Source organism: Pseudomonas sp. NPDC096925, assembly GCF_044762545.1.
Taxonomy (GTDB): Bacteria; Pseudomonadota; Gammaproteobacteria; order Pseudomonadales; family Pseudomonadaceae; genus Aquipseudomonas.
Genome location: NZ_JBIWEM010000005.1, coordinates 322,816 through 347,775, shown reverse-complemented (window position 1 = coordinate 347,775; position 24,960 = coordinate 322,816). Strand labels below are relative to the sequence as shown.

The following is a 24,960-nucleotide window of genomic DNA, read 5'->3' as shown; positions in this document are numbered from 1 at the left end:
CCGATGCGGCACCTCTGGGCCGGGGTTCCCGGCCCAGAGCCAGTGAAAGGCAATTGATGATTGCGGCATCGAAGCTGCGAAGGTAAGTTGCGCGCCGGTTTTGCGTGTGCGGCAGCATTGTCGCTACCCAGGCACTGATTGTGAGGACCACCCACTTGTCCATTTCTGTATTCCGCAAGGCCTTGATGGCTGGAGCGGGCCTGACGCTGGCATGCAGCGTCCAAGCGGCGCCTACGGTGCACTTCTACAACTGGTCCGACTACGTCGGCCCGACCACACTCGCGGACTTCGAGAAAGCCACGGGCATCAAGCCCGTGCAAGACGTGTTCGACTCCAACGAAACCCTGGAAGGCAAGCTGCTGGCTGGCAATACCGGCTATGACGTGGTGGTGCCGTCCAACCATTTCCTCGGCAAGCAGATCAAGGCGGGCGCGTTCCAGAAGCTCGACAAGAACCTGCTGCCCAATTATTCCAACCTGGACCCGGCGCTGATGAAGCGTCTGGAAAGGAACGACCCGGGCAACCAGTACGCCGTGCCTTACCTGTGGGGCACCAACGGCATCGGTTACAACGTCGACAAGGTGAAGGCCGCGCTGGGCGTGGACACCATCGACTCCTGGGCAGTGCTGTTCGAACCCGAGAACATGAAGAAGCTCGCCAAGTGCGGCGTGGCTTTCCTCGACTCGGCGGACGAAATGCTGCCGGCGGTGCTCAACTACATGGGGCTGGACCCCAACAGCACCAATGCCAAGGACTATCAGGCCGCCGAGAAGAAACTGCTGGCGGTACGCCCGTACGTGACCTACTTCCACTCGTCCAAGTACATCACCGACCTGGCCAACGGCGACATTTGCGTCGCGGCGGGCTTCTCGGGTGATGTGTTCCAGGCCAAGGCCCGCGCTGAAGAGGCGAAGAAGGGCGTGAACCTGGCCTACGCCATTCCCAAGGAAGGCGGCAACCTCTGGTTCGACGTGCTGGCGATCCCCAAGGACGCCAGGAACGTCAAAGAGGCGCATGCCTTCATCAACTATTTGCTGAAGCCTGAGGTTATCGCCCAGGTCAGTGATTACGTCGGTTACGCCAACCCGAACCCCAAGGCTGGCGACCTGATGGACCAGGCCGTGAGGACTGACGCCGCGGTTTACCCACCGCAGGAAGTGCTGAACAAGATGTTCGTGAATTCAGAGTTGCCACCCAAGGTGCAACGGCTGATGACCCGTAGCTGGACCAAGGTCAAGTCGGGCAAGTAAAAATCCAGGCCCGCGGCGGCACCTGTAGAACAGGGCTCCCGGGCACAAAAATCTTGTTGGGAGTTTCACTCATGGCAGTTGCCTCCGGTGCCTATAAAAAAGCCCTCGAGGGTGGCCAGCAACCCAAGCAGGTGCTGGTCAAGATCGACCGGGTTACGAAAAAGTTCGACGAAACGGTAGCCGTGGACGATGTGTCCCTGGAAATCCGCAAGGGCGAGATCTTCGCCCTGCTGGGTGGCTCCGGTTCTGGCAAGTCCACCTTGCTGCGCATGCTGGCCGGCTTCGAGCGCCCGACCGAAGGGCGGATCCTCCTCGATGGCGTCGACATCACCGACATGCCGCCCTACGAGCGGCCGATCAACATGATGTTCCAGTCCTACGCGCTGTTCCCGCACATGACCGTGGCGCAGAACATCGCCTTCGGCCTGCAGCAGGACAAGATGCCCAAGGCCGAGATCGACGCCCGCGTGGCCGAGATGCTCAAGCTGGTGCACATGACCCAGTACGCCAAGCGCAAGCCGCACCAGCTGTCCGGCGGCCAGCGCCAGCGCGTGGCTCTGGCCCGCTCCTTGGCCAAGCGCCCCAAGCTGCTGCTGCTCGACGAGCCGATGGGCGCACTGGACAAGAAACTGCGTTCGCAGATGCAGCTGGAACTGGTGGAGATCATCGAGCGCGTGGGTGTGACCTGCGTGATGGTGACCCACGATCAGGAAGAGGCCATGACCATGGCCCAGCGCATCGCCATCATGCACCTGGGCTGGATCGCCCAGATCGGCTCGCCAGTGGACATCTACGAGACCCCCACCAGCCGCCTGGTGTGCGAGTTCATCGGTAGCGTCAACCTGTTCGAAGGTGAAGTGGTTGACGACGCCGAAGGCCACGCGATCATTGCCAGCCCGGAGCTGGAGCGCAAGATCTATGTCGGCCACGGCATCACCACTTCGGTGGAAGACAAGCACATCACCTACGCCCTGCGCCCGGAGAAGATGCTGGTCACCACCCAGCAACCGACCTGCGAGCACAACTGGTCGCGCGGCAAGATCCACGACATCGCCTACCTGGGCGGCCATTCGGTGTTCTACGTCGAGCTGCCGAGCGGCAAGGTCGTCCAGTCGTTCGTCGCCAACGCCGAGCGCCAGGGCACACGCCCGACCTGGGGCGATGAAGTGTACGTGTGGTGGGAAGACGACAGCGGCGTGGTACTGCGGTCATGAAACCTCGCAAGCTCAAGCGAGCACTCCAGCGCATCATCCCGGAGGGGCGGCATCTGGTGATCGGCGTGCCGTTCATCTGGCTGTTCCTGTTCTTCATGCTGCCGTTCTTCATCGTGCTGAAGATCAGCTTCGCCGAAGCCGACGTGGCGATCCCGCCGTATACCGAGATCTACAGCTACGTCGAAGACAAGCTGCAGCTGGTACTCAACCTGGCCAACTACGGCTTGCTGACCGAGGATGAGCTGTATATCTCGGCTTACCTGGGCTCGCTGAAGATGGCCTTCTTCAGCACCCTGCTGTGCCTGTTGATCGGCTACCCGATGGCCTACGCCATTGCCAACGCCAAGAAGGAGACGCAGACAGTCCTGCTGTTGCTGATCATGATGCCGACCTGGACCGCGATCCTGATCCGCGTCTATGCCTGGATGGGCATCCTCAGCAACAACGGCCTGCTCAACGGCTTCCTGCTGTGGACCGGGTTGATCGACCAGCCGCTGCAGATCCTCAACACCAACCTGGCGGTGTACATCGGCGTGGTCTATTCGTACCTGCCATTCATGATCCTGCCGCTGTTCGCCAACCTGGTGAAGCACGACCCGAGTCTGCTCGAGGCCGCTTCGGACCTGGGTTCGAGCACCTTCAACAGCTTCTGGAAGATCACCGTGCCGCTGTCGAAGAACGGCATCATCGCCGGCTGCATGCTGGTGTTCATCCCGGTGGTGGGCGAGTTCGTGATTCCTGAACTGCTCGGCGGCCCGGAAACCCTGATGATCGGCAAGGTGCTGTGGCAAGAGTTCTTCAACAACCGTGACTGGCCGGTGGCCTCTGCGCTGGCGGTGGTAATGCTGGCGATCCTGATTGTGCCGATCCTGCTGTTCAACCGCAGCCAGGCCAAAGAAATGGAGGGCAGGGCATGAAGCGCTTCAGTTTCTCCAAGCTGATGCTGGTGCTCGGCTTGCTGTTCATCTACCTGCCGATGCTGATCCTGGTGATCTACTCGTTCAACGCCTCCAAGCTGGTGACGGTATGGGGTGGCTGGTCGGTGAAGTGGTATGTCGGCCTGCTCGACAACACCCAGCTGATGGGTTCGGTGATGCGTTCGCTGGAAATCGCCTGTTACACGGCGGTGGCTGCGGTGGCGCTGGGTACCTTGGCGGCGTTCGTGCTGACCCGGGTGACCCGCTTCAAGGGCCGCACGCTGTTCGGTGGCCTGGTCACCGCACCGCTGGTAATGCCCGAGGTGATCACCGGCCTGTCGCTGTTGCTGCTGTTCGTGGCCATGGCGCAGATGATCGGCTGGCCGCAGGAGCGCGGCATCGTCACCATCTGGATCGCCCACACCACGTTCTGTGCGGCGTATGTGGCGGTGGTGGTGTCGGCACGCCTGCGTGAGCTGGACCTGTCGATCGAGGAAGCGGCGATGGACCTGGGTGCCAAGCCGTGGAAGGTGTTCTTCCTGATCACCATCCCGATGATTGCGCCATCGCTGGCGGCGGGCGGCATGATGTCGTTCGCGCTGTCGCTGGATGACCTGGTGCTGGCCAGCTTCGTGTCGGGCCCGGGTTCGACCACCTTGCCGATGGAAGTGTTCTCGGCGGTGCGCCTGGGCGTGAAGCCGGAGATCAACGCCGTGGCCAGCCTGATCCTGCTGTCGGTGTCGTTGGTGACCTTCTTCGTCTGGTACTTCAGCCGCCAGGCTGAAGAGCGCCGTCGCAAGGCGATTCAGCAGGCCATCGAAGAGGGTGCAGCGGCCAACGCGTCGCAGCCGCAGGTCAAGCGCCCGGCGCAGGTTGCTGCGTCGGCCTGACCCGGCCCTTTCGCGGGCTTGCCCGCTCCCACAAGGACATCACAGCCTTCAGGCTTGTGGTGATCCCTGTGGGAGCGGGCAAGCCCGCGAATGCCTCAACGATGATTCAAAGCCATACCGCATCCCAGTGTGGATAGTCCCTGACACTCCTGACCAATCCTGCCCTCAAGGGATTGGCAACAATGTACCGGGCTACATGCACCACACACTCTTCCCGCCGCAGCGCATGGTCATGGTAACCGGGTTGCCAGATCGGTTCGTGCCTGACACCTGCCTTGCGTAACGCAATGGCTGTGCGTGATTTGAACTTGCGCATCAGCGTTCCCAATGCCACTTCCTTCAGCTCGACCAGCCAATGCAGGTGGTCCGGCATCACTACCCAGGCCAGGGAATGGCAATCCTGAATGTCATTTGAAACCCGCAGATGTTTGACCACCAGGCGAGCATTGTCGAAGTCATGGAACAGTGGTTTTCGTTGGTGCGTGATGGTGGTCAGCAGATAGAGCCTGCCTGGCTCGGAGTAGCGCCCACGACGCAGTCGGTGGGATTCGGCTAATGGCATTGTGATCTTCCTTGAAATTGAACCTCCTTTTAAAGGTAGTGGCTGAAGCGGGGGTTACCGGGTGGCTGATGGTTTCTGAATATGGCAGAAGCTCATGCATTGCTGTGCCGGCCTCTTCGCGGGCGCGCCCGCTCCCACAGGTACAGCACAGGTCTCAATGCCTGCGCTCTCCCTGTGGGAGCGGGCGTGCCCGCGAAAAGGCCCGCGCAGGCGCTGAAAATGCCGAACTGATCTCCGTCATTGAACCCTGAACTTCATTCCGGGTTGCGAACATTACTAGCGGACATAGCCACCTGGTAAGGGGGAGGTGCAGCTCCGGGAATGCTGACTCTCGGGCTGTCTCCAATATTAGCGAATGTGGTCATTTCAATATCCGTGGAACGGGTTGCATTCGCGTAAGACGGAGGTGGAACTTCGGGGAAGAGTGTGTTGTAGGGAGGGGGTTCAACTGCTGTTCGCTGCCTGCGCTGCGAGAGCTGTGCAACTAGTGGCCGTATATTGTTTGACTTCAGAGCAGTATAAGCACCCAAAATAGAAGTAGCAGCAAATGCAGCGCCTGCAATAATTTCGGCTGTTTTGGACTTCGTAGCGACCGCTGCAACGACTGCTACTAATGTTGTCCCCAAGGCTGCTGAAGTAGCTAACAAGAGTGCCCGACGGGAAAAGTGCCCCGTAGGATCAGTACTATTTACCGGATCCCCGGCACAGTACGCATAAGCGTTCGGGCCACCTTCATCAAACGGGCTTGAATTATCTGGGCTACAGAACCTCTTGTGCGTGGGGCTGAACAGGCGATAGCCATTGCCTAGCAAGTAACCGCCTGTTGCCGTGTCCAGTTGCTCGCCGTTGAATGCCAAGGGGTTGTTCGCTTCGCTCTGGGCCGGGCGTCGGCCATAGGGGGTATAAGCGAACTGCACCTTACCGGCGTGTCCAAATTCGCTCATGACGGTGTTGGTATTGTTCACCGTCATGATTGAGCGCGATACCTCAGCACCTGACGTGCATTGCGCCAGGAGGCTACCCTGATGCCGGAAGATGGAGCGTGATACAGACCCGCCGAGTTCGGTGGAAACACGGCCGTTCTGGTAGAAGCGGCGTAAACTTTTTGCAGCGGCCATGGGGCCTCCGAGGGTTCAAGGGGGAACAGAAAAATGCCTCTCTGTGGTGCCACTGTCGGGGCGACCGGTTGGGGACACTATGTAATGCCCTGGCGATAATCGGCTACTGGCAGAAATGCCAGGTTTTCAACGAAAACCTTGTGCCGAACCTGCCCTGTGTCGCCAGCATTCGGTATGCCTCCCTTGCGCATATGGCCAGTGCCGTTTGTCCAACCCTGAACTACGCTGACAGTCGCATCCCACGAATCATTTGCGCGCAAGCAAGGAGCCTGCATGACGTTGATACGTCCGCTGTTGGTCGTCTGCCTGGGGCTTGTGTCCCTGCTGTCGGGCTGTAGTAAGGAAGAAACCACCGAAACACTGCCACGCGTAGGCGTGCAACAGGTATCACCCACCGATTTCGCTGCCAGGGTCACCCTGACCGGCGATGTGCAGGCACGGGTGCAGACCGACCTGTCGTTCCGCGTCGGCGGCAAGATCATTTCGCGCAGCGTCGATGTGGGCGATCACGTCAAGGCCAACCAGGTGCTGGCGCGGCTGGACCCGAAAGACCTGCAGAACAATGTCGACTCGGCCAAGGCCGAGGTGTTCGCCGCGCAGGCGCGGGTCACCCAGACCAGCGCCGCCTTCGTGCGCCAGCAAAAACTGCTGCCCAAGGGCTACACCAGTCAGAGCGAATACGATTCCGCCGAAGCCGCGCTGCGCAGCAACCAGAGCGCGCTCAAGGCCGCACAGGCGCAATTGGCCAACGCCAACGAACAACTGAGCTATACCGCGCTGGTCTCCGAGGCTGATGGTGTCATCACCGAGCGCCAGGCCGAGGTCGGCCAGGTGGTGCAGGCGACCATGCCGATCTTCAGCCTGGCCACCGATGGCGACCGCGACGCGGTGTTCAACGTCTACGAATCGCTGCTGGTGGCCCCGCCCAGCGATGCCGGCGTGATCGTCAGCCTGCTGGATGACCCGAAGGTCCAGGCCCGTGGCTTCGTGCGCGAAATCACCCCCACGGTGTCCGCACAAAGCGGCACGGTACAGGTCAAGGTCGGGCTGAGGGATGTGCCGCCAGGGATGCAACTGGGTGCACCGGTTACCGCCACCACCAATGCCCAGGGCCGGCCAAGTGTCGAGCTGCCATGGTCGGCACTGACCAAGGCCCTGCATGAGCCTGCCGTCTGGGTAGTGGGCGAGGGCGACAAGGTAGAGCTGCGCAAGGTCGAAGTCAGCCGTTACCTCACCGGCAGGATCGTGGTCGCCAGTGGCCTGAAGGGCGGCGAAACCGTGGTGGTCAATGGCGGGCAGTTGCTGCACCCCGGCATGCAGGTGCAGAAGGTCGACGCCAAGGCCCAAGGGGGTGAGCTATGAAGCGCCTGCTGCTGATGCTGTCGGCTGGCGTGCTGCTGGCCGGTTGCAGTAGCGAGGACGAGGTACCAGAGCCGATTCGGCCGGTGCTGTCGGTCAAGGTCGAACCCCAGGTGCAGTCGCAGCTGGGCCGTTTCGCCGGCAGTATCCAGGCACGTTTCGAAAGCACCTTGGGTTTCCGGGTTTCCGGACGTATTGCCCGGCGCTGGCTGGATGTGGGCGCCCAGGTGAAACCGGGTGACATCCTGGCCACGCTCGACCCGACCGACCAGCAGAACCAGCTGCGCGCCGCCGAAGGCGACCTGGCCAAGGTGCAGGCGCAGTGGATCAACGCCCAGGCCGATGCCCGCCGCCAGCAACAGCTGTACGACCGTGGCGTAGGCGCCCAGGCCCAGCTGGATATCGCCCAGACCAACCTGAAAACCACCAGTGCGGCGTTGGAGCAGGCGCGCTCTGCACTCAGCCAGGCACGTGACCAGCTCGACTACAGCACCCTGCGCACCGACCACGCCGCGGTAATCACCGCCTGGAAGGCCGAAGCCGGGCAAACCGTCACCGCCGGCCAGGCCGTGGTAACCCTGGCCCGGCCGGATGTGAAGGAAGCGGTGATCGACCTGCCGATCGGCCTGGCCGAGCAGTTGAGCAAAGGTCTGACCTTCACCGTTGCTTCGCAGCTGGACCCGACCATCAACACCACCGCCAGCCTGCGCGAGCTGGAGCCCCAGGCCGACGCCACCACCCGAACCCGCCGCGCCCGCCTGACCCTGGCCAGCACACCGGCGGCCTTCCACCTGGGCACTGCCATCAGCGTGACCCTGAGTTCGCAGGTGTCGCCGCGCAGCGAACTGCCCTTGAGTGCCTTGCTCGAGCGTGACGGCAAGACCCAGGTGTGGGTGATCGATACGCAACAGAAGACCGTGGCCACCCGTGACGTGGCCCTGATCGACCGCACCGCCGACAGCATCGTGCTGACCGCTGGCGTACAGCCCGGCGAGCGTGTGGTCACCGCCGGCGTCAACAGCCTCAAGCCTGGCCAGAAGGTCACCTTCGACGAGGATGCGCAATGAAAGGAAGCTTCAACCTGTCCGACTGGGCACTCAAGCATCAATCGTTCGTCTGGTACCTGATGTTCGTTGGCCTGCTGATGGGGATTTTCTCTTACTTCAACCTGGGCCGTGAGGAAGACCCGTCGTTCACCATCAAGACCATGGTCATCCAGACCCGCTGGCCCGGCGCGACCCAGGACGAAACCCTGTACCAGGTCACCGACCGTATCGAGAAGAAGCTCGAGGAACTCGACTCCCTCGATTACACCAAAAGCTACACCCGCCCAGGCGAATCCACGGTTTACGTCTACCTGCGCGATACCACCAAGGCCAAGGACATCCCGGAAATCTGGTACCAGGTGCGCAAGAAGATCCAGGACATTCGTGGTGAATTCCCGGCGGGTATCCAGGGGCCCGGGTTCAACGATGAATTCGGCGATGTGTTCGGTTCGATCTACGCCTTCACTGCCGACGGGCTGACCCTGCGCCAGCTGCGCGACTACGTGGAACAGGCGCGGGCCGAAGTGCGCGATGTACCCAACATCGGCAAGATCGAGCTGATCGGCACCCAGGACGAAGTGCTGTACCTGAACTTCTCCACCCGCAAGCTGGCAGCCCTGGGCATCGACCAGCGCCAGGTCATGCAGGCCCTGCAATCGCAAAACGCCGTGACCCCAGCCGGGGTGATCGAGGCCGGACCGGAGCGTATCTCGGTGCGTACCTCCGGGCAGTTCACTTCGGAAAAGGACCTGCAAACCGTCAACCTGAAGATCAACGACCGCTTCTTCCGCCTGGCCGATATCGCCGATATCGAGCGCGGCTACGTCGATCCCCCTTCGCCGATGTTCCGCTACAACGGCCAGACGGCGCTGGGCCTGGCCATCGGCATGAAGGCCGGTGGCAATATCCAGGTGTTTGGTGCGGCGCTGAAAAAGCGCATGGATCAAGTGGTCGAAGACCTGCCGGTGGGCGTCGGGGTACACACCGTCTCCGACCAGGCCGTGGTGGTCAAGCAAGCGGTCGGCGGCTTCACCAGTGCGCTGTTCGAGGCGGTGGTGATCGTGCTGGCGGTGAGCTTCGTCAGCCTCGGCGTGCGTGCCGGGCTGGTAGTGGCCTGCTCGATCCCGTTGGTGCTGGCCATGGTGTTCGTGTTCATGGAATACAGTGGCATCACCATGCAGCGGATTTCGCTGGGGGCGCTGATCATCGCCCTGGGCTTGCTGGTGGACGATGCGATGATCACCGTGGAGGTGATGGTCACGCGGCTGGAAATGGGCGAAAGCAAGGAGCAGGCGGCGACCTTTGCCTATACCTCAACGGCCTTCCCCATGCTAACCGGTACCCTGGTGACGGTGGCCGGTTTCGTGCCGATCGGCCTCAACGCCAGTTCGGCGGGCGAGTACACCTACACGCTGTTCGCGGTGATTGCCGTGGCGCTGATGGTGTCGTGGGTGGTGGCGGTGTTCTTCGCCCCGGTGCTCGGCGTGCACATTCTCAGCAGTGCCAAGCTCAAGCCCCATGAAGCAGAGCCGGGCCGTGTCGGCCGAATCTTCGAGCATGGTTTGTTGTGGTGCATGCGCAACCGCTGGCTGACCATCATCGGCACCGTGGCGCTGTTCGCCCTGGCGATCTTCTGCGAGCGCTTCGTGCAGAACCAGTTCTTCCCGTCCTCGGACCGCCCGGAAATCCTCGTCGACCTCAACCTGCCGCAGAACGCGTCGATCGAGGAGACGCGCAAGGTGGTCGACCGCTTCGAGGCGCGGATCAAGGACGACCCGGACCTGGTGCACTGGAGTACCTACATCGGCCAGGGCGCGATCCGCTTCTACCTGCCCCTCGACCAGCAGTTGCAGAACCCGTACTACGCGCAGCTGGTGATCGTCAGCAAGGGCTTCGAAGAACGCCAGGGCATGATGGACCGGCTGCAGAAGATCCTGCACGAAGAGTTCGTTGGCGTCGGCACCAACGTGCAGTCGCTGGAAATGGGCCCGCCGGTGGGCCGGCCGATCCAGTATCGGGTCAGCGGCGCCAATATCGACGAGGTACGCAAGCACGCCATCGAGCTGGCCACCTTGCTCGACCAGAACGAGCATATTGGCGAGATGATCTACGACTGGAATGAGCCGGGTAAGGTGCTACGCGTGGAAATCGCCCAGGACAAGGCTCGCCAGCTTGGTCTGTCGTCGGAGGACGTGGCCAATGTGATGAACAGCATCGTCAGCGGCGTGCAGATTACCCAGGTCAACGACAACATCTATCTGGTCGACGTGGTCGCCCGTGCCGAGGACAACGAGCGGGGTTCACCCGATACCCTGCAGAACCTGCAGATCCTCACGCCCAACGGCACCTCGATCCCGCTGCTGTCGTTCGCCACCGTGCGCTACGAACTGGAGCAGCCGCTGGTATGGCGCCGTGACCGCAAGCCGACCATCACCATCAAGGCCTCGGTCAACGGCGATATCCAGCCTACCGACCTGGTGGCGCAGTTGAAGCCGAAGATCGACGAATTCGCCAGCAAGCTGCCGGTGGGCTTCGAAGTGGCCACCGGTGGTACGGTGGAGGAGAGCGCCAAGGCCCAGGGGCCGATCCGCAAGGTCATCCCGCTGATGCTGTTCCTGATGGCGACGTTCCTGATGATCCAGCTGCACAGCGTGCAGAAGCTGTTCCTGGTGGTCAGCGTGGCGCCGCTGGGGTTGATTGGCGTGATCATTGCGCTGGTACCCACGGGTACGCCGATGGGCTTCGTGGCGATTCTCGGCATTCTCGCGCTGGCGGGCATCATCATTCGTAACTCGGTGATCCTGGTGACCCAGATCGACGAGTTCGAAGCCCAGGGCTTGTCGCCGTGGGATGCGGTGGTGGAAGCCACCAACCATCGGCGCCGGCCGATCCTGCTGACCGCGGCGGCGGCGAGCCTGGGCATGATCCCGATTGCCCGCGAGGTGTTCTGGGGGCCGATGGCCTACGCCATGATCGGCGGGATCATCGTGGCGACCCTGCTGACGCTGCTGTTCCTGCCGGCCTTGTATGTGGCCTGGTACAAGATCCGCGAGCCACAGAAACATTCCTGAAGCCGTGCAGTGAACCCTGTGGGAGCGGGTTTACCCGCGAATGCGATGGTGGATCTACCGCCGCATTCGCGGGTAAACCCGCTCCCACGGGGCCTTCTGTTGTCTTCAGGATGAGTGTTTGTTTTTGGTTATATAAACATTCTTAAACAGTATTTTTAAGAATAACTCCGCCTCACTACTATTGCCTTCAAGCCAGGCAATAAATCCCCTTCAAACCCCTGCCCGGCATCTCACTCCAAGGAGAACGAGCATGAGTGCATCTCTGCGTAGCATCGACGGTCAGGACGAAGCCACCATTCTGCGTGAAATCCAGAGCGCTCTGCGCGACCTGCGATTCGGTGCGGTGGAGATCACTGTGCACAACGCTCAGGTCGTACAGATCGAGCGCAAGGAGAAGTTCCGCCTGCAGCAGCCCGGCAACAAGGCCGGCTGATCGCGCCACACATCCAAAACTAGAAAAATGCCAATCGGGAGCTTCACCATGTCCATCCGCCGTTATGCGCTTGCCGCCCTGGCCAGTGCTGTTTTTGCCGGTTCCGCCATCGCCAAGGACTACGAACTGCTGAACGTGTCCTACGACCCGACCCGCGAGCTGTATCAGCAGTACAACGCCGAGTTCATCAAGCACTGGCAGCAGGCCCACCCGGGCGACAAGGTGAAGATCCAGCAATCCCACGGTGGTTCGGGCAAGCAGGCCCGTGCGGTGATCGACGGTCTGCGTGCCGACGTGGTGACCCTGGCCCTGGCCGGTGACATCGACGAAGTCGCCAAGCTCGGCAAGACCCTGCCGGACAACTGGCAGACCCGCCTGCCGGATGCCAGCACCCCGTACACCTCGACCATCGTGTTCCTGGTGCGCAAGGGCAACCCGAAAGGCATCAAGGACTGGGGCGACCTGATCAAGAAAGACGTGTCGGTCATCACCCCCAACCCGAAAACCTCCGGCGGCGCCCGCTGGAACTTCCTGGCTGCCTGGGCCTATGGCCTGAAGACCGGCGGTAGCGAAGAGAAGGCCAAGGCATACGTGCAGGAGCTGTTCAAGCACGTGCCGGTGCTGGACACCGGCGCCCGTGGCTCGACCATCACCTTCGTCAACAACGGCCAGGGCGATGTGCTGCTGGCGTGGGAAAACGAAGCCTTCCTGGCGTTGAAGGAAGACGGTGGTGCCGACAAGTTCGAGATCGTCGTGCCGTCGCTTTCGATCCTGGCCGAACCGCCGGTGGCGGTGGTGGACAAGAACGCCGAGAAGAAGGGCAATACCGAGATTGCCACCGAATACCTCAAGCACCTGTACAGCCCGGCCGGGCAGAAGATTGCCGCCGAGAACTTCTACCGCCCGCGTGACGAGAAGGTCGCAGCCGAATTCGGCAAGCAGTTCCCGAAACTTGACCTGGTAACCATCGACAAGGACTTTGGTGGCTGGAAAACTGCACAACCGAAATTCTTCAACGATGGCGGTGTGTTCGACCAGATCTATCAGGCACAGTAATCGCCAAGGAAAAGCGGGGCCGCTATGCGGCCCATTCGCGACGCAAGGCCGCTCCCACAAGGAACCGCAATCTCCTGTGGGAGCGGCCTTGCGTCGCGATTGGGCTGCAAAGCAGCCCCAAGATTCAGAAGCCTGCACCGGCCCGGGATTGATTCCGGGCTTCGTGCGTTCAACCAGGGATATTTATGTCACGCCGCATTTCCCCCGTCATACCCGGCTTCGGGCTGACGCTGGGCTACACATTGGTGTACCTCAGCCTGATCGTGCTGATACCGCTGGCCGCCATGTTCGTGCATGCCGCGCAGCTTACCTGGGAGCAGTTCTGGAACGTCATCAGTGCGCCGCGGGTGATCGCCGCGCTCAAGCTGAGTTTCGGCACCGCCCTGTTCGCCGCCGTCATCAACGGTGTGATCGGTACCCTGCTGGCCTGGGTGCTGGTGCGCTACACCTTCCCCGGGCGCAAGATCATCGATGCGATGATCGACCTGCCGTTCGCCCTGCCCACGGCCGTAGCCGGTATCGCCCTGACCGCCCTGTATGCGCCCTCGGGCTGGGTCGGCCAGTTCGCCACCGACCTGGGCTTCAAGATCGCCTACACCCCGCTGGGTATCACCCTGGCGCTGACCTTCGTCACCCTGCCGTTCGTGGTGCGGACGGTGCAGCCGGTACTGGCCGACATTCCGCGTGAAGTGGAGGAGGCCGCCGCCTGCCTGGGCGCCAAGCCGCTGCAGGTGTTTCGCCACGTGCTGGCGCCAGCGCTGCTGCCTGCCTGGCTGACAGGCTTTGCCCTGGCCTTCGCCCGCGGCGTGGGCGAGTATGGTTCGGTGATCTTCATTGCCGGCAACATGCCGATGAAGACCGAGATCCTGCCACTGCTGATCATGGTCAAGCTCGACCAGTACGACTACACCGGCGCGACCGCCATCGGCGTGCTGATGCTGGTGGTTTCCTTCATCCTGCTGCTGCTGATCAACCTGCTGCAGCGCCGTATCGAAACCCCTTGAAGGAGGCCGGCATGTCCAGTACATCCCTGAATGCAACCGCCGCCGCCAATGCCGCCCGCCGGGGCAGCGCCACATCGCGGCGCATCCTGATCGGCCTTGGCTGGCTGGTGTTCGCGCTGTTCCTGCTGCTGCCGCTGGTAATCGTGGTGTCGCAGGCGCTGAAGAACGGCTTTGGCACCTTCTTCGAGGCGATCTTCGAGCCTGACGCGTTGTCGGCGCTGAAGCTGACCCTGCTGGCCGTGGTCATTTCGGTGCCGCTGAACCTGGTGTTCGGCGTCAGCGCCGCCTGGTGCGTGAGCAAGTACACCTTCCGTGGCAAGAGCATCCTGGTCACCCTGATCGACCTGCCGTTCTCGGTATCGCCGGTGATCGCCGGCCTGGTCTACGTGCTGATGTTCGGCGCGCAAGGCCTGTTCGGGCCGTGGTTGCAGGACCACGATATCCAGATCGTGTTCGCCCTGCCGGGCATCGTCCTGGCCACCATCTTCGTCACCGTGCCGTTCGTGGCCCGTGAGCTGATCCCGCTGATGCAGGAGCAGGGCACGCAGGAAGAGGAGGCCGCGCGCCTGCTCGGCGCCAATGGCTGGCAGATGTTCTGGCACGTGACCCTGCCGAACATCAAATGGGGCCTGATCTACGGCGTGGTGCTGTGCACCGCGCGGGCCATGGGCGAGTTTGGCGCGGTGTCGGTGGTGTCGGGCCACATCCGCGGCGTGACCAACACCTTGCCGCTGCACGTGGAGATCCTCTACAACGAGTACAACCACGTCGCGGCCTTCAGCGTGGCCAGCCTGTTGCTGATCCTGGCGCTCTTCATCCTGCTGCTCAAGCAGTGGAGCGAGAACCGTATTAACCGCCTGCGCCACAGCGCCGCGGAGGAATGATTCATGTCGATCGAAGTTCGTAACGTCAGCAAGCGCTTCAACAGCTTCCAGGCCCTGGACAACATCAACCTGGACATCAACAGCGGCGAGCTGGTGGCCCTGCTTGGCCCGTCCGGCTGCGGCAAGACTACCCTGCTGCGCATCATCGCCGGCCTGGAAACCCCGGACCAGGGCAATATCGTGTTCCATGGCGAGGACGTGTCCGGCCATGACGTGCGCGACCGCAACGTCGGTTTCGTGTTCCAGCACTACGCGTTGTTCCGCCACATGAGTGTGTTCGACAACGTTGCCTTCGGCCTGCGCATGAAGCCCAAGGGCGAGCGCCCGAGCGAGAGCAAGATTGCCGAGAAGGTGCATGAACTGCTGAACATGGTGCAACTGGACTGGCTGTCCGACCGCTACCCCGAGCAGTTGTCCGGTGGCCAGCGCCAGCGTATCGCCCTGGCCCGCGCCCTGGCGGTGGAACCCAAGGTGCTGCTGCTGGACGAGCCGTTCGGTGCGCTGGATGCCAAGGTGCGCAAGGAGCTGCGCCGCTGGCTGGCGCGCCTGCACGAGGACATCAACCTGACGTCGGTGTTCGTCACCCACGACCAGGAAGAGGCCATGGAGGTGGCTGACCGCATCGTGGTGATGAACAAGGGCGTGATCGAGCAGATCGGCTCGCCGGGCGAGGTGTACGAGCACCCGGCCAACGATTTCGTCTACCACTTCCTCGGTGACTCCAATCGCCTGGCCCTGAGCGAAGGGCATCATGTGCTGTTCCGCCCGCACGAAGTGTCGCTGTCGCGGCACGAGACCGAAGGGCACCATGCGGCCGAGGTGCGCGATATCCGCCCGTTGGGTGCGACCACGCGGGTAACCTTGAAGGTGGAAGGGCAGAGCGAGCTGATCGAGGCCGAGGTGGTCAAGGACCATGACAGCCTGACCGGGTTGGCGCGAGGGGAGACGTTGTTCTTCCGGCCGAAGGTTTGGCAGAAGGTGGCGGATATCTGAGTCGCCTTTGATGATGAAAAGCCCGGGGTTGGTCCCGGGTTTTTTATTGCCTGGGAGATTGTCGGGGCTGCTTTGCAGCCCATCGCCGGCGCAGCCCTCGCGGCAATCTCATGCCTTGCGCGAATATTTTGAATGCGTGCAAAGCATGATTCATGGCTCGCTCTGCTACATCCCGCGAAACTCGCGGCATTGAGAAAACTCGCCAAAGTGTATATTCAGTAAAGTTCTAACTATAATTTTAAACATTACTTTAAGAGATAAGCCCCTGACCGCGATGATTCAGCCACACACCTGAATCGAGACCCCAGGAGTTTGATCAATGGGTAATGTCCAGTCGGCCGTCAGGGCCTACGACCAGCCATGGCGCCCGGCCCCGGGCGACCTGGTCGACCTTGGACGCACGCTTCGCCTTCCGCTTGGCCAGCTGCGCCTGCAACGCACGCCCGTCAGTGGGCTCAAGCGCCGCGACAAGCTGGTGTTGAGCCTGCTGGTGCTGGCCCTGCATGGCGCTGCAGCGTACTGGGTCAGCCAGGCACCAACGCCCGAGCTGCCGGTGGTGCCACCGCAAGTACCGCCCATGACCATCGAGTTCGCCGCGCCGGCGCCGCCTGTAGTCGAGCCACCGCCACCAGCTCCGGCACCGCCGGTGGTCCAGCCGCCACCGCCGCCTGTGGTCGACGAACTGGCCGCCAAGCCCAAACCCAAGCCAAAACCCGTACCCAAGCCGGTGGTCAAGCAACAGCCCAAGCCACAGCCCAAGCCGGTCGAGGCACCGCCGCCAGCCCCTGTGGCCGCTCCGGCACCGCCAGCGCCACCCGCGCCGGCCCCGGTCACCCCGGCCTCGGCCAACGCGGCGTACCTGAAGAACCCGGCGCCGGAGTACCCGCAGATGGCTCAGCGGCGCGGTTGGGAAGGCACCGTACTGCTGCGCGTCGAGGTGCTGCCCAGCGGCAAGCCCGGGCAGATCCAGATCCAGAAGAGCAGCGGCCGCGATGCCCTCGACGCTGCCGCACTGGCCGCGGTCAAGCGCTGGAGCTTCGTGCCTGCCAAGCAGGGCGACGTGGCCCAGACCGGCTGGGTCAGCGTACCGATCGATTTCAAGCTTCGCTAACTTTCTCGCAGAACACAGGAAGACATCATCATGAGCCTGCTGGCATCCCCCCTCGAATCCGTTGAAAGCGCAGTCATCTGGCTGCTGGTCGGTTTTTCTGTCGTCACCTGGGGCCTGGCCCTGGTCAAGGTCGTGCAGTTCGTGCGGCTGAAGCATCAGGACAAGCGCTTCCACCAGCAATTCTGGGCCGCCTCGAGCCTGGACTCGGCTGCCGAGCCCAGCCACGAACTGCCTGGCCCGGCCGCACGCGTTGCCCAGGCCGGTTACGCTGCCATCGCCGTCGGTGACAGCCAGGCCAACGACCTGAGCCACGCCATCAACCACCAGGACCGCCTGGAGCGTGCCCTGCGCCAGCAGATCGTGCGTGAGCGCCGCTCGCTGGAAACCGGCCTGGCGGTGGTCGCCAGTATCGGCAGCACCTCGCCCTTCATCGGCCTGTTCGGCACCGTGTGGGGCATCATGGAAGCGCTCAAGGGCATCAGCGCGGCCGGCTCCGCCAGCCTGGAAACCGTGGCCGGGCCGATTGGCGCGGCACTGGTGGCCACCGGCGTGGGTATCGCCGTCGCGGTGCCGGCGGTGCTGGTCTACAACTACTTCCTGCGCCGCCTCAAGCTCACCGCCGCCGACCTCGATGACTTCGCCCACGACTTCTACAGCCTGGCGCAGAAGAGTGCCTTCCGCGTGCTGGTGCACCCGGCGGTGCACAGGCCCCAGGCCGGCTTCACCCAGCCGGTGAAGGAGGCGTCCTGACATGGCCTTTTCGACCCAGGATAGCGACGAAGTCCTCAGTGAAATCAACGTCACGCCGTTGGTGGACGTCATGCTGGTGCTGCTGGTGGTGTTCATCGTCACCGCGCCGCTGCTGACCAATGCCATCCCCATCAACCTGCCCAAGACCGAGGCCGTGGCCCCGGTGGAGCAGAAGGACCCGCTGGTGGTCAGCATCGATGGTGGCGGCAAGTTGTTCATCAACAAGGACGAGATCCAGCCCGACCTGCTGGAAACCAGCCTCAAGGCTGCCAAGGACAAGGACGCGGACGTGCGTGTACAGCTGCAGGCCGATGACGGCGTGAACTACGGCGAAGTGGCGCGGGCCATGGCGGCTATCGAACGTGCCGGGATCAGCAAGCTGGCGGTGATTACCGCGCGCTAAACCTGCCACTTCTCTTCAGGCAAGTGCTTAGGGGCCATATCTCTTGGCAGGGGATGGCCCCTTTTTTTGCCTGGATTTCATTGATATCGATGCCCCCTGTGGGAGCGGGTTTACCCGCGAATGCGATGTAGGCGTCACCGACGCATTCGCGGGTAAACCCGCTCCCACAGGGATTGAATTTTGGTTATTAACAAATAGCTTCTTATTCCTTTACTGATATAACTCCCTCTCTATACTTGTCTCCAAGCACGCAAACTCACTGGAGGCGTCCCCATGCGCAATGAGTCGATTCGCTACCTGATTGTGCCGGGCTGGCAAGGATCGCCAGACAACCATTGGCAGAGTCACTGGCAGCGCACCCTGCCCAACAGTGCCCGGGTCGAGCAGCACGACTGGCTGACCCCGCAACGCCGGGACTGGGTGCAAGCGCTGGAGCAGGCGATTGCCGCCGAGCGCTCGCCGGTGATTCTGATCGCCCACAGCCTGGGTTGCATCACCGTCGCTCATTGGGCCGCGCAAGCCAGCCCGGCCCTGCTGCGGCGTGTACGCGGCGCGCTACTGGTGGCACCCGCTGATGTAGAGCGGCCGACCTGCGCGCCAGCCCTGCGCAACTTCGCGCCGATCCCGACCGAGGCACTGCCGTTCCCAAGCCAGGTGGTCAGCTCCGACAACGACCCGGCCGTGAGCGTGCCAAGGGCGCTGTACCTGGCCCAGGTATGGGGCGCCGAAGCAGGGCTGCTGACCAACGCCGGGCATATCAACGTCAAGTCCGGCCATGAGCGCTGGGAACAAGGCTTCGCCTACCTGTATCGCTTGCAAAGCCGGGTCGAGCAGCGCGCACTGCGCCGCGCCTGATCGCCCTTACTGTTTACCGTTTGCCTGACGCCCGGCCACTGCAGGCCTGGGGCGGGAGTTCGTCATGACTTTTCAAAACCCCTTTGGCCAGCCCTTGCTGACCTTCCCCGAGCTGGACAAGAGCCCGTTGAGCATCCGCGCCAAGGCGCTGGTGTTCATCGACCCGCGTTCGCAGCAGTTGCGCGCAGAGCTGGAGCAGCTGGCGCCGCAACCCCTGCCGGTGCTGATCCGTGGCGAAACCGGCACCGGCAAGGAACTGCTGGCCCGGCAGATCCACCGGGCCAGCGACCGCAGCGGGCTGTTCGTGTCGGTCAACTGCGCAGGCATCAGCCCTACCTATGCCGATGCCGAGCTGTTCGGCTACAGCGCCGGCAGCCAGGGCGGTACAGCCAGCAGCCGTGCCGGCTGGTTCGGCTCGGCAAACGGCGGCACGTTGTACCTGGACGAAATCGCCGACTTGCCGCTGGCCATCCAGGGCAAGCTGCTGGCCGCCCTGGAAAACCGCGAGGTAACCCGGGTGGGCGCGCAACAGCCGCAACCAGTGGACGTGCGCCTGGTGGCCGCCACCAGTATCGACCTGGCGCGGGTGGTGCGTGCGGGGCGTTTCAACGAGCGCCTGTACCAGTACCTGCGCGAGGGGGCGCTGGAACTGCCGCCGCTGCGCGAGCGGCCGGGCGATATCCTGCCGTTGGCCGAGTACTTCGTGGGCATCTACAGCGTGCGCCTGCAGCGGCCTGTGCCGCTGGTGAGCGAGGCGGCGCAGCAGGTTCTGGAGGCGCACCCCTGGCCCGGCAACACCCGTGAACTGGAGAACGTCATCCACTTCGCCTTGCTGGTGAATGACGGCGAAGAGATCCTGGCCGAGGACCTCGACCTGCCCGACCCCGCGCGCTAGACATGGCTCATAAGCAACGTGGCTGATGGCAGTCTGTTTTTGGAATAAGCAGCTAAATAAAAGATATTGTTACGGAATAAAAAATCTAGGTATTGTCCGCCTCACGCCCGCTGGTGAACCGGTTGGGCACCCGATTCGCCATCGTCGATGGCCCAGAACCAGAACAAGGACCACCATGAAGAAGACCCTGCTGACCACTGCCCTGGCCGCTGCCCTGTCGTTCGCCGGCCTGGCTGCCGCCGCCGAGAAACTGGTAGTTGCCGCCACCCCGGTACCGCACGCCGAAATCCTCGAGCTGATCAAGCCGACCCTGGCCAAGGAAGGTGTGGACCTGCAGATCAAGGTCTTCACCGACTACGTGCAGCCGAACGTGCAGGTTGACCAGAAGCGCCTGGACGCCAACTACTTCCAGACCCTGCCGTACCTGCAGAACTTCAACGAAGGCAAGGGCACCCACCTGGATACCGTGATCGGCGTGCACGTCGAACCCTTCGGTGGTTACTCGAAGAAGGTCAAGAGCCTGAGCGAACTGAAGGAAGGCGCCACCGTTGCCATCCCTAACGAGGGCAGCAACAGCGGCCGCGCCCTGCTGTTGTTGCAGAAGGCTGGCCTGATCACCCTGAAGGATCCGAAGAACGCCCTGGCCACCCCCAAGGACATCGCCGAGAACCCGAAGAAGCTGAAGTTCCGCGAGCTTGAGTCGGCCATGCTGCCGCGTGTGCTGGACCAGGTCGACCTGGACATGATCAACACCAACTACGCTCTGGAAGCCGGCCTGAACCCGGCCAAGGACGCGCTGGTGATCGAAGGCAGCGACTCGCCATACGTGAACTTCCTGGTCGCCCGCCCGGACAACAAGGATAGCGAAGCCATCCAGAAACTGGCCAAGGCCCTGACCAGCCCGCAAGTGAAGGAATTCATCGCCAAGAAGTACCAGGGTGCGGTGCTGCCGGCGTTCTGATGCGCTTACATTACCTTGCATGACCCAACGCCGACACCACGTGTCGGCGTTTTTGCTTGTGGGCGCAGTACCCTGTGGGAGCGGGCGCGCCCGCGAAGCAGGCGACGCGGTGGATGGCACCGGCTACGCCGGTGTTCGCGGGCGCGCCCGCTCCCACAGGGTACTGCGTGACGTCTCGGTGATATGAATATTCTATAAAGGTATTTACTAAAAAGTTTTTAGATCATTAGAGTCTATCTATCGTGCCCACGCGCACCCTGCAGACCTGCTTTACCCATGACCCTCGACACCGCATTCATCCTCAGCACGCTGCCCGCCTTCCTCAAGGCAGTGGGCATGACCCTGCAGGTCGGCCTGATCGCCATCGTCACCTCGCTGCTGGTCGCCCTGGTCAACGCCACACTGCTGGTATTGCGCACCCCGTACCTGTGGCGCCTGGTAAAAGCCTACGTGGAGCTGGCGCGCAACACGCCGCTGCTGATCCAGCTGTTCTTCGTCTACTTCGCCTTGCCCAGCCTGGGCCTGAAGATTTCCGGCTTTGCCGCGGCAATCATCACCATGACTTTCATGGGCGGTGCCTACCTGACCGAAGTGCTGCGCGCCGGCATCGAGGCCGTGCCCCGTGCCCAGCTGGAGTCCGGGCGCTCCATCGGCCTGTCCGAAGGCCAGCTGCTGCGCCACGTGGTGCTGCCGCAGGCCGGCATCCTCAGCCTGCCGGCGCTGTTCGCCAACTTTATCTTCCTGCTCAAGGAAACCACCGTGGTGTCGGCGGTGGCCGTGCCGGAAATCCTCTACACCACCAAGAACTACATCGCGCTGTACTACAAGACCTATGAAATGCTCACCGTGCTGACCCTGCTCTGCGTGCTGCTGTTCCTGCCGCTGTCGTTGCTGCTGCGCCATGTCGAAAGGAGGTTGCAACATGCCCAGTTCGGCGTCTGAACTGCTGTTGCAGGCGTTGCCGCAGCTGGCAGGCGGTGCGGCGCAGACCTTGGCCATCTCCGCGCTGGGCATCCTCTTCGCGACGCTGGGCGGTGTGCTTTATGGTGTGTTGGCAACCTTGGGCAACCGGGCCCTGAATATCGCCTTGCAGGTGTACCTGGAACTGTTCCGTGCCATCCCGGTGCTGGTCTGGCTGTACCTGGTGTTCTTCGGCCTGCCGATCTTCTTTGCCCTGAGCATCCCCAGCTTCTGGTGCGCGGTGCTGGTGCTGGGCCTGTGGGGCGCCAGCGAGGTGGGTGAGGTGGTGCGAGGCGCACTGCGTTCGCTGCCGCGCGGCCAGCGCGAGGCGGGGCTGTCGATCGGCCTGGCCGGCTGGCAGCTGTATGGCTACGTGCTGTTGCCACAGGCGCTCAAGCGCATGACCCCGCCGACCATCAACATCTACACGCGAATCATCAAGACCAGCTCGCTGGCGGTGCTGATCGGCGTGGTCGAGGTGATCAAGGCCGGCCAGCAGATCATCGAACGCACCTACGAGTCGGTGCTGATCTACGGTGCCTTGTTCCTGTTCTTCTTCATCGTCTGTTATCCGCTGTCCGCCGCTTCACGCGTGCTGGAACGCCGCTGGGCCCACTCATGAGCGCATTGATCGAATTCCAGGGTTTCAACAAGTTCTTTGGCGAGCACCAGGTGCTCAAGGACGTCGACCTCCAGGTGGCGGCCGGCGAGGTGGTGGTCATTCTCGGCCCCAGCGGCTGTGGCAAAAGCACGCTGCTGCGCTGCCTCAACGGCCTGGAGCAGGCCCACGGCGGCCACTTGCGCCTGGCCGGGCAGGAGCTGCTCGATCCGCGCACCGATTGGCGCGAAATCCGCCAGCGGGTCGGCATGGTGTTCCAGAGCTATCACCTGTTCGGCCACATGAGCGTGATCGACAACCTGCTGCTTGGCCCGCTCAAGGTGCAAAAGCGCGAGCGCGCCGAAGCGCAGGCCCAGGCCGAGGCGCTGTTGGCGCGGGTCGGCCTGCTGGACAAGCGCGACGCCTTTCCCCGGCAGTTGTCCGGGGGCCAGCAACAGCGCATCGCCATCGTGCGCTCGCTGTGCATGAACCCCGAGGTGATGCTGTTCGACGAGGTTACCGCGGCCCTCGACCCGGAAATGGTCAAGGAGGTGCTGCAGGTGATCCAGGGCCTGGCCCGCGACGGTATGACCTTGCTCATCGTTACCCACGAAATGGCCTTCGCTCGCGCGGTGGCCGACCGCATCGTGTTCATGGAGGCCGGCAGGGTCCTTGAACAGGGTGACCCCGAGAGCTTCTTCACCCGACCGCGGACCGCACGCGCGCAGCAGTTCCTGGAGAAATTCTCCTTCGTAGAAAGCCTGCCGAAGACACTGCACAAGGAACTGTCATGAAAACTGCCAACCTCACCAAACTGCTGGTGCCGCTGTTCGGCCTGGCCCTGCTGGCCGGCTGCAACAAGGCTGAAGAACCACCCAAGCCCGCGGCGGCCTCGCCGTCCACCAGCTACCTGGAAACCATCAAGGCCCGTGACAAGCTGATCGTCGGGGTGTTCACCGACAAGCCACCGTTCGGTTTCGTCGATGAAAAGGGCCGCTACGTGGGCTTTGACACCGACATTGGCCGGCGCCTGGCCAAGGACCTGCTGGGCGATGAAAACAAGGTCGAGTTCGTTGCCGTGGAGCCGGCCAGCCGTATCCCGTTCCTGCAGAGCGACAAGGTCGACCTGATCCTCGCCAACATGACCGTGACCCCGGAGCGCAAGGAAGCGGTGGACTTCACCAATCCCAACCTGCGCGTTGCCGTGCAGGCCATCGTCGCGGATGGCAGCCCGGTGCAGAAGCTCGACGACCTGGCCGACAAGACCATCATCGTCACCACCGGCACTACCGCTGATATCTGGCTGACCAAGAACCACCCGGACTGGAAACTGCTCAAGTTCGAGAAGAACAGCGAGTCGCTGCAAGCGCTGGCCACCGGCCGTGGCGATGCCTATGCACAGGACAACCTGATTCTGTTCAGCTGGGCCAAGCAGAACCCGGGCTACCGCGTGCTGCCTGAGCTGCTGGGTGAAGAAGCCCCGATTGCACCGGCGGTGAAGAAGGGCAACACCGAGCTGCGTGACTGGGTGAATGCCGAGCTGGCCAAGCTGGGGGAGGAGAAGTTTCTGCTGAAGCTGTATGACCAGTATGTACGCAAGGAACTGAGCGATGACACCAAGCCGGAAAGCGTGATTGTGGAAGGGGGCAAGTGGCAGGGTTAGTCGGGTAAATGGGGCCGTTGGGGGGGCGGGTTCACCCGCGAACACCGGCAAAGCCGGTGCCATACACCGAGTTGCCTGCTTCGCGGGTGAACCCGCTCCCACAAGGGCTGCAAGGCAGCCCCGGCAATATCACTGGTTGCGCGGCAGCCAGTTCAACAGGAATTCATTCACCACCCGCGGGTTCTCCAGGCTGGAGATATGCCCCGCAAACGGAATCTGCGCCGCCAGGCAGCCAATGATCCGTGCCATTTCATTGGACTCTTCCGGCGGCCGTGGGATGTCCTGGTCGCCACAGACAACGATGGTCCGCTCACTGGCCAGTTCTCCCAGCCGTGACAACAGGTCTGGCCGGCCAAAGATCACCCGCCCCATCGGATCGAGACTGTGCCGAATCACCTCGGCGCTGTTCGCCTTCAATGCTGCGCGGAAGCCTTCGCGCACTTCCGGCACAGTCTGCCCGCCTGCATGGAAGAAGATCGGCACGACGATATCCAACAATGGCTCCGGGAACAGCCCCGCAGCACTGGCGGCGTCGAGCAGGCCGAAGTACTTGAGCCGGGTCGCCTCCGGCTCGGCGCCGAGGTAAGTGTCCATCAGCACCAGGCGGTCTACCCGCTCGGGGTGTTCCAGGGCCAGTTGCGCGCCCCACATGCCGCCGACCGACAGGCCGACCAAATGGCATTTGCCAATGTCCAGGGCGTCCAGCAGTGCCAGATGCTGGCGGGCCAGGGCGCTCATGTCGATGGTCGTGGCAGGCGGAGCATCGGAGCCGCCGTGGCCCCACAGTTCGGGGACGATGACGCGGAAGTGTGCTGACAAGGCCTCGATTTGTGGCTGCCACATCTCGGCGGACCACAGGTAGCTGTGGCCGAGCAGGACCGGGAAACCCTGGCCCTGGTCGATGTAGCTCATGCGGGCGCCGTCGATTTCGATGAAGTGTCTTTGCATGGAATGGGTCTCGGCCGGG

Annotated in this window: 25 protein-coding genes; 22 read left to right on the top strand and 3 right to left on the bottom strand. The window is 62.6% G+C overall.

The window, feature by feature from the left end; translation table 11 throughout:
* The first annotated feature begins 155 nt into the window (after nt 1-155).
* The 4 genes from ACIQYU_RS17205 (at nt 156) to ACIQYU_RS17190 (ending at nt 4,271) form a co-directional block, all read left to right on the top strand.
* On the top strand, nt 156-1,250 hold the full coding sequence (locus tag ACIQYU_RS17205; protein ID WP_207837471.1) for a polyamine ABC transporter substrate-binding protein: 1,095 nt from the start codon (nt 156-158) through the stop codon (nt 1,248-1,250).
* A 71-nt stretch (nt 1,251-1,321) separates the two neighbouring features.
* On the top strand, nt 1,322-2,464 hold the full coding sequence (potA, locus tag ACIQYU_RS17200; protein ID WP_207837473.1) for a polyamine ABC transporter ATP-binding protein: 1,143 nt from the start codon (nt 1,322-1,324) through the stop codon (nt 2,462-2,464).
* Nucleotides 2,465-2,499: 35 nt separating this feature from the next.
* A complete protein-coding gene (locus ACIQYU_RS17195; RefSeq protein WP_172827500.1) occupies nt 2,500-3,381 on the top strand; it encodes an ABC transporter permease subunit in 882 nt (293 codons plus the stop codon).
* Nucleotides 3,378-4,271: an ABC transporter permease subunit gene (locus tag ACIQYU_RS17190; RefSeq protein WP_003258560.1), complete on the top strand. Its 894-nt coding sequence runs from the start codon at nt 3,378-3,380 to the stop codon at nt 4,269-4,271. Before ACIQYU_RS17195 ends, ACIQYU_RS17190 begins: the two co-directional genes overlap by 4 nt.
* A 106-nt stretch (nt 4,272-4,377) precedes the next feature.
* On the opposite strand, the gene ACIQYU_RS17185 is transcribed toward ACIQYU_RS17190, so the two are convergent.
* Both ACIQYU_RS17185 and ACIQYU_RS17180 read right to left on the bottom strand, forming a co-directional pair.
* Complete coding sequence (locus ACIQYU_RS17185) at nt 4,378-4,833, bottom strand: REP-associated tyrosine transposase (RefSeq protein WP_402800959.1); 456 nt, start codon at nt 4,831-4,833, stop codon at nt 4,378-4,380.
* 254 nt (nt 4,834-5,087) lie between these two features.
* The gene (locus tag ACIQYU_RS17180) at nt 5,088-5,951 is read right to left on the bottom strand and encodes an RHS repeat-associated core domain-containing protein (RefSeq protein WP_343582557.1); all 864 of its coding nucleotides are present in this window, start codon (nt 5,949-5,951) and stop codon (nt 5,088-5,090) included.
* 273 nt (nt 5,952-6,224) lie between these two features.
* Here ACIQYU_RS17180 and ACIQYU_RS17175 point away from each other — a divergent pair, with 273 nt between their 5' ends.
* From ACIQYU_RS17175 to ACIQYU_RS17090, 18 genes are all read left to right on the top strand, one after another.
* Nucleotides 6,225-7,313 (top strand): efflux RND transporter periplasmic adaptor subunit, encoded by a 1,089-nt coding sequence (locus ACIQYU_RS17175; protein ID WP_333957322.1) that lies wholly within the window; start codon nt 6,225-6,227, stop codon nt 7,311-7,313.
* Nucleotides 7,310-8,377: an efflux RND transporter periplasmic adaptor subunit gene (locus ACIQYU_RS17170; RefSeq protein WP_207837480.1), complete on the top strand. Its 1,068-nt coding sequence runs from the start codon at nt 7,310-7,312 to the stop codon at nt 8,375-8,377. Before ACIQYU_RS17175 ends, ACIQYU_RS17170 begins: the two co-directional genes overlap by 4 nt.
* Nucleotides 8,374-11,427 carry an efflux RND transporter permease subunit gene (locus ACIQYU_RS17165; protein WP_207837482.1) on the top strand — a complete coding sequence of 1,018 codons (3,054 nt, stop codon included), beginning with the start codon at nt 8,374-8,376 and terminating at the stop codon, nt 11,425-11,427. Before ACIQYU_RS17170 ends, ACIQYU_RS17165 begins: the two co-directional genes overlap by 4 nt.
* A gap of 250 nt (nt 11,428-11,677) precedes the next feature.
* Entirely contained in the window at nt 11,678-11,860 is a 183-nt protein-coding gene (gene oscA, locus ACIQYU_RS17160; protein WP_016712582.1) for a sulfur starvation response protein OscA, read from the top strand.
* A gap of 48 nt (nt 11,861-11,908) precedes the next feature.
* Nucleotides 11,909-12,916, top strand: a complete 1,008-nt coding sequence (locus tag ACIQYU_RS17155) for a sulfate ABC transporter substrate-binding protein (RefSeq protein ID WP_207837484.1) — start codon at nt 11,909-11,911, stop codon at nt 12,914-12,916.
* Nucleotides 12,917-13,101: 185 nt separating this feature from the next.
* On the top strand, nt 13,102-13,920 hold the full coding sequence (gene cysT / locus ACIQYU_RS17150; protein ID WP_063912140.1) for a sulfate ABC transporter permease subunit CysT: 819 nt from the start codon (nt 13,102-13,104) through the stop codon (nt 13,918-13,920).
* Nucleotides 13,921-13,931: 11 nt separating this feature from the next.
* Nucleotides 13,932-14,804, top strand: coding sequence for a sulfate ABC transporter permease subunit CysW (gene cysW, locus ACIQYU_RS17145; protein ID WP_063912139.1), 873 nt, complete (start codon nt 13,932-13,934; stop codon nt 14,802-14,804).
* A 3-nt stretch (nt 14,805-14,807) separates the two neighbouring features.
* A complete protein-coding gene (locus tag ACIQYU_RS17140) occupies nt 14,808-15,797 on the top strand; it encodes a sulfate/molybdate ABC transporter ATP-binding protein (protein WP_013974693.1) in 990 nt (329 codons plus the stop codon).
* Nucleotides 15,798-16,116: 319 nt separating this feature from the next.
* A complete protein-coding gene (locus ACIQYU_RS17135; protein WP_333957325.1) occupies nt 16,117-16,908 on the top strand; it encodes an energy transducer TonB in 792 nt (263 codons plus the stop codon).
* A 30-nt stretch (nt 16,909-16,938) separates the two neighbouring features.
* Nucleotides 16,939-17,658, top strand: coding sequence for a MotA/TolQ/ExbB proton channel family protein (locus ACIQYU_RS17130; RefSeq protein ID WP_063912137.1), 720 nt, complete (start codon nt 16,939-16,941; stop codon nt 17,656-17,658).
* Nucleotide 17,659: 1 nt separating this feature from the next.
* On the top strand, nt 17,660-18,061 hold the full coding sequence (locus ACIQYU_RS17125; RefSeq protein ID WP_063912136.1) for a biopolymer transporter ExbD: 402 nt from the start codon (nt 17,660-17,662) through the stop codon (nt 18,059-18,061).
* A gap of 273 nt (nt 18,062-18,334) precedes the next feature.
* Nucleotides 18,335-18,916: an alpha/beta hydrolase gene (locus tag ACIQYU_RS17120; RefSeq protein WP_207837490.1), complete on the top strand. Its 582-nt coding sequence runs from the start codon at nt 18,335-18,337 to the stop codon at nt 18,914-18,916.
* A 64-nt stretch (nt 18,917-18,980) separates the two neighbouring features.
* A complete protein-coding gene (locus ACIQYU_RS17115; RefSeq protein WP_207837492.1) occupies nt 18,981-19,811 on the top strand; it encodes a sigma 54-interacting transcriptional regulator in 831 nt (276 codons plus the stop codon).
* Between the two features lie 175 nt (nt 19,812-19,986).
* Nucleotides 19,987-20,772, top strand: a complete 786-nt coding sequence (locus ACIQYU_RS17110) for a MetQ/NlpA family ABC transporter substrate-binding protein (RefSeq protein WP_063912133.1) — start codon at nt 19,987-19,989, stop codon at nt 20,770-20,772.
* A gap of 276 nt (nt 20,773-21,048) precedes the next feature.
* Nucleotides 21,049-21,714: an amino acid ABC transporter permease gene (locus ACIQYU_RS17105; RefSeq protein ID WP_402800946.1), complete on the top strand. Its 666-nt coding sequence runs from the start codon at nt 21,049-21,051 to the stop codon at nt 21,712-21,714.
* Nucleotides 21,695-22,354 (top strand): amino acid ABC transporter permease, encoded by a 660-nt coding sequence (locus ACIQYU_RS17100; protein ID WP_233694047.1) that lies wholly within the window; start codon nt 21,695-21,697, stop codon nt 22,352-22,354. Before ACIQYU_RS17105 ends, ACIQYU_RS17100 begins: the two co-directional genes overlap by 20 nt.
* Entirely contained in the window at nt 22,351-23,124 is a 774-nt protein-coding gene (locus tag ACIQYU_RS17095) for an amino acid ABC transporter ATP-binding protein (RefSeq protein WP_207837498.1), read from the top strand. Before ACIQYU_RS17100 ends, ACIQYU_RS17095 begins: the two co-directional genes overlap by 4 nt.
* Entirely contained in the window at nt 23,121-23,993 is an 873-nt protein-coding gene (locus ACIQYU_RS17090) for a transporter substrate-binding domain-containing protein (RefSeq protein WP_207837500.1), read from the top strand. Before ACIQYU_RS17095 ends, ACIQYU_RS17090 begins: the two co-directional genes overlap by 4 nt.
* A gap of 129 nt (nt 23,994-24,122) precedes the next feature.
* Here the strand turns inward: ACIQYU_RS17090 and ACIQYU_RS17085 are convergent, their stop codons facing one another.
* A complete protein-coding gene (locus ACIQYU_RS17085; protein WP_207837502.1) occupies nt 24,123-24,941 on the bottom strand; it encodes an alpha/beta fold hydrolase in 819 nt (272 codons plus the stop codon).
* Nucleotides 24,942-24,960: the final 19 nt, after the last annotated feature.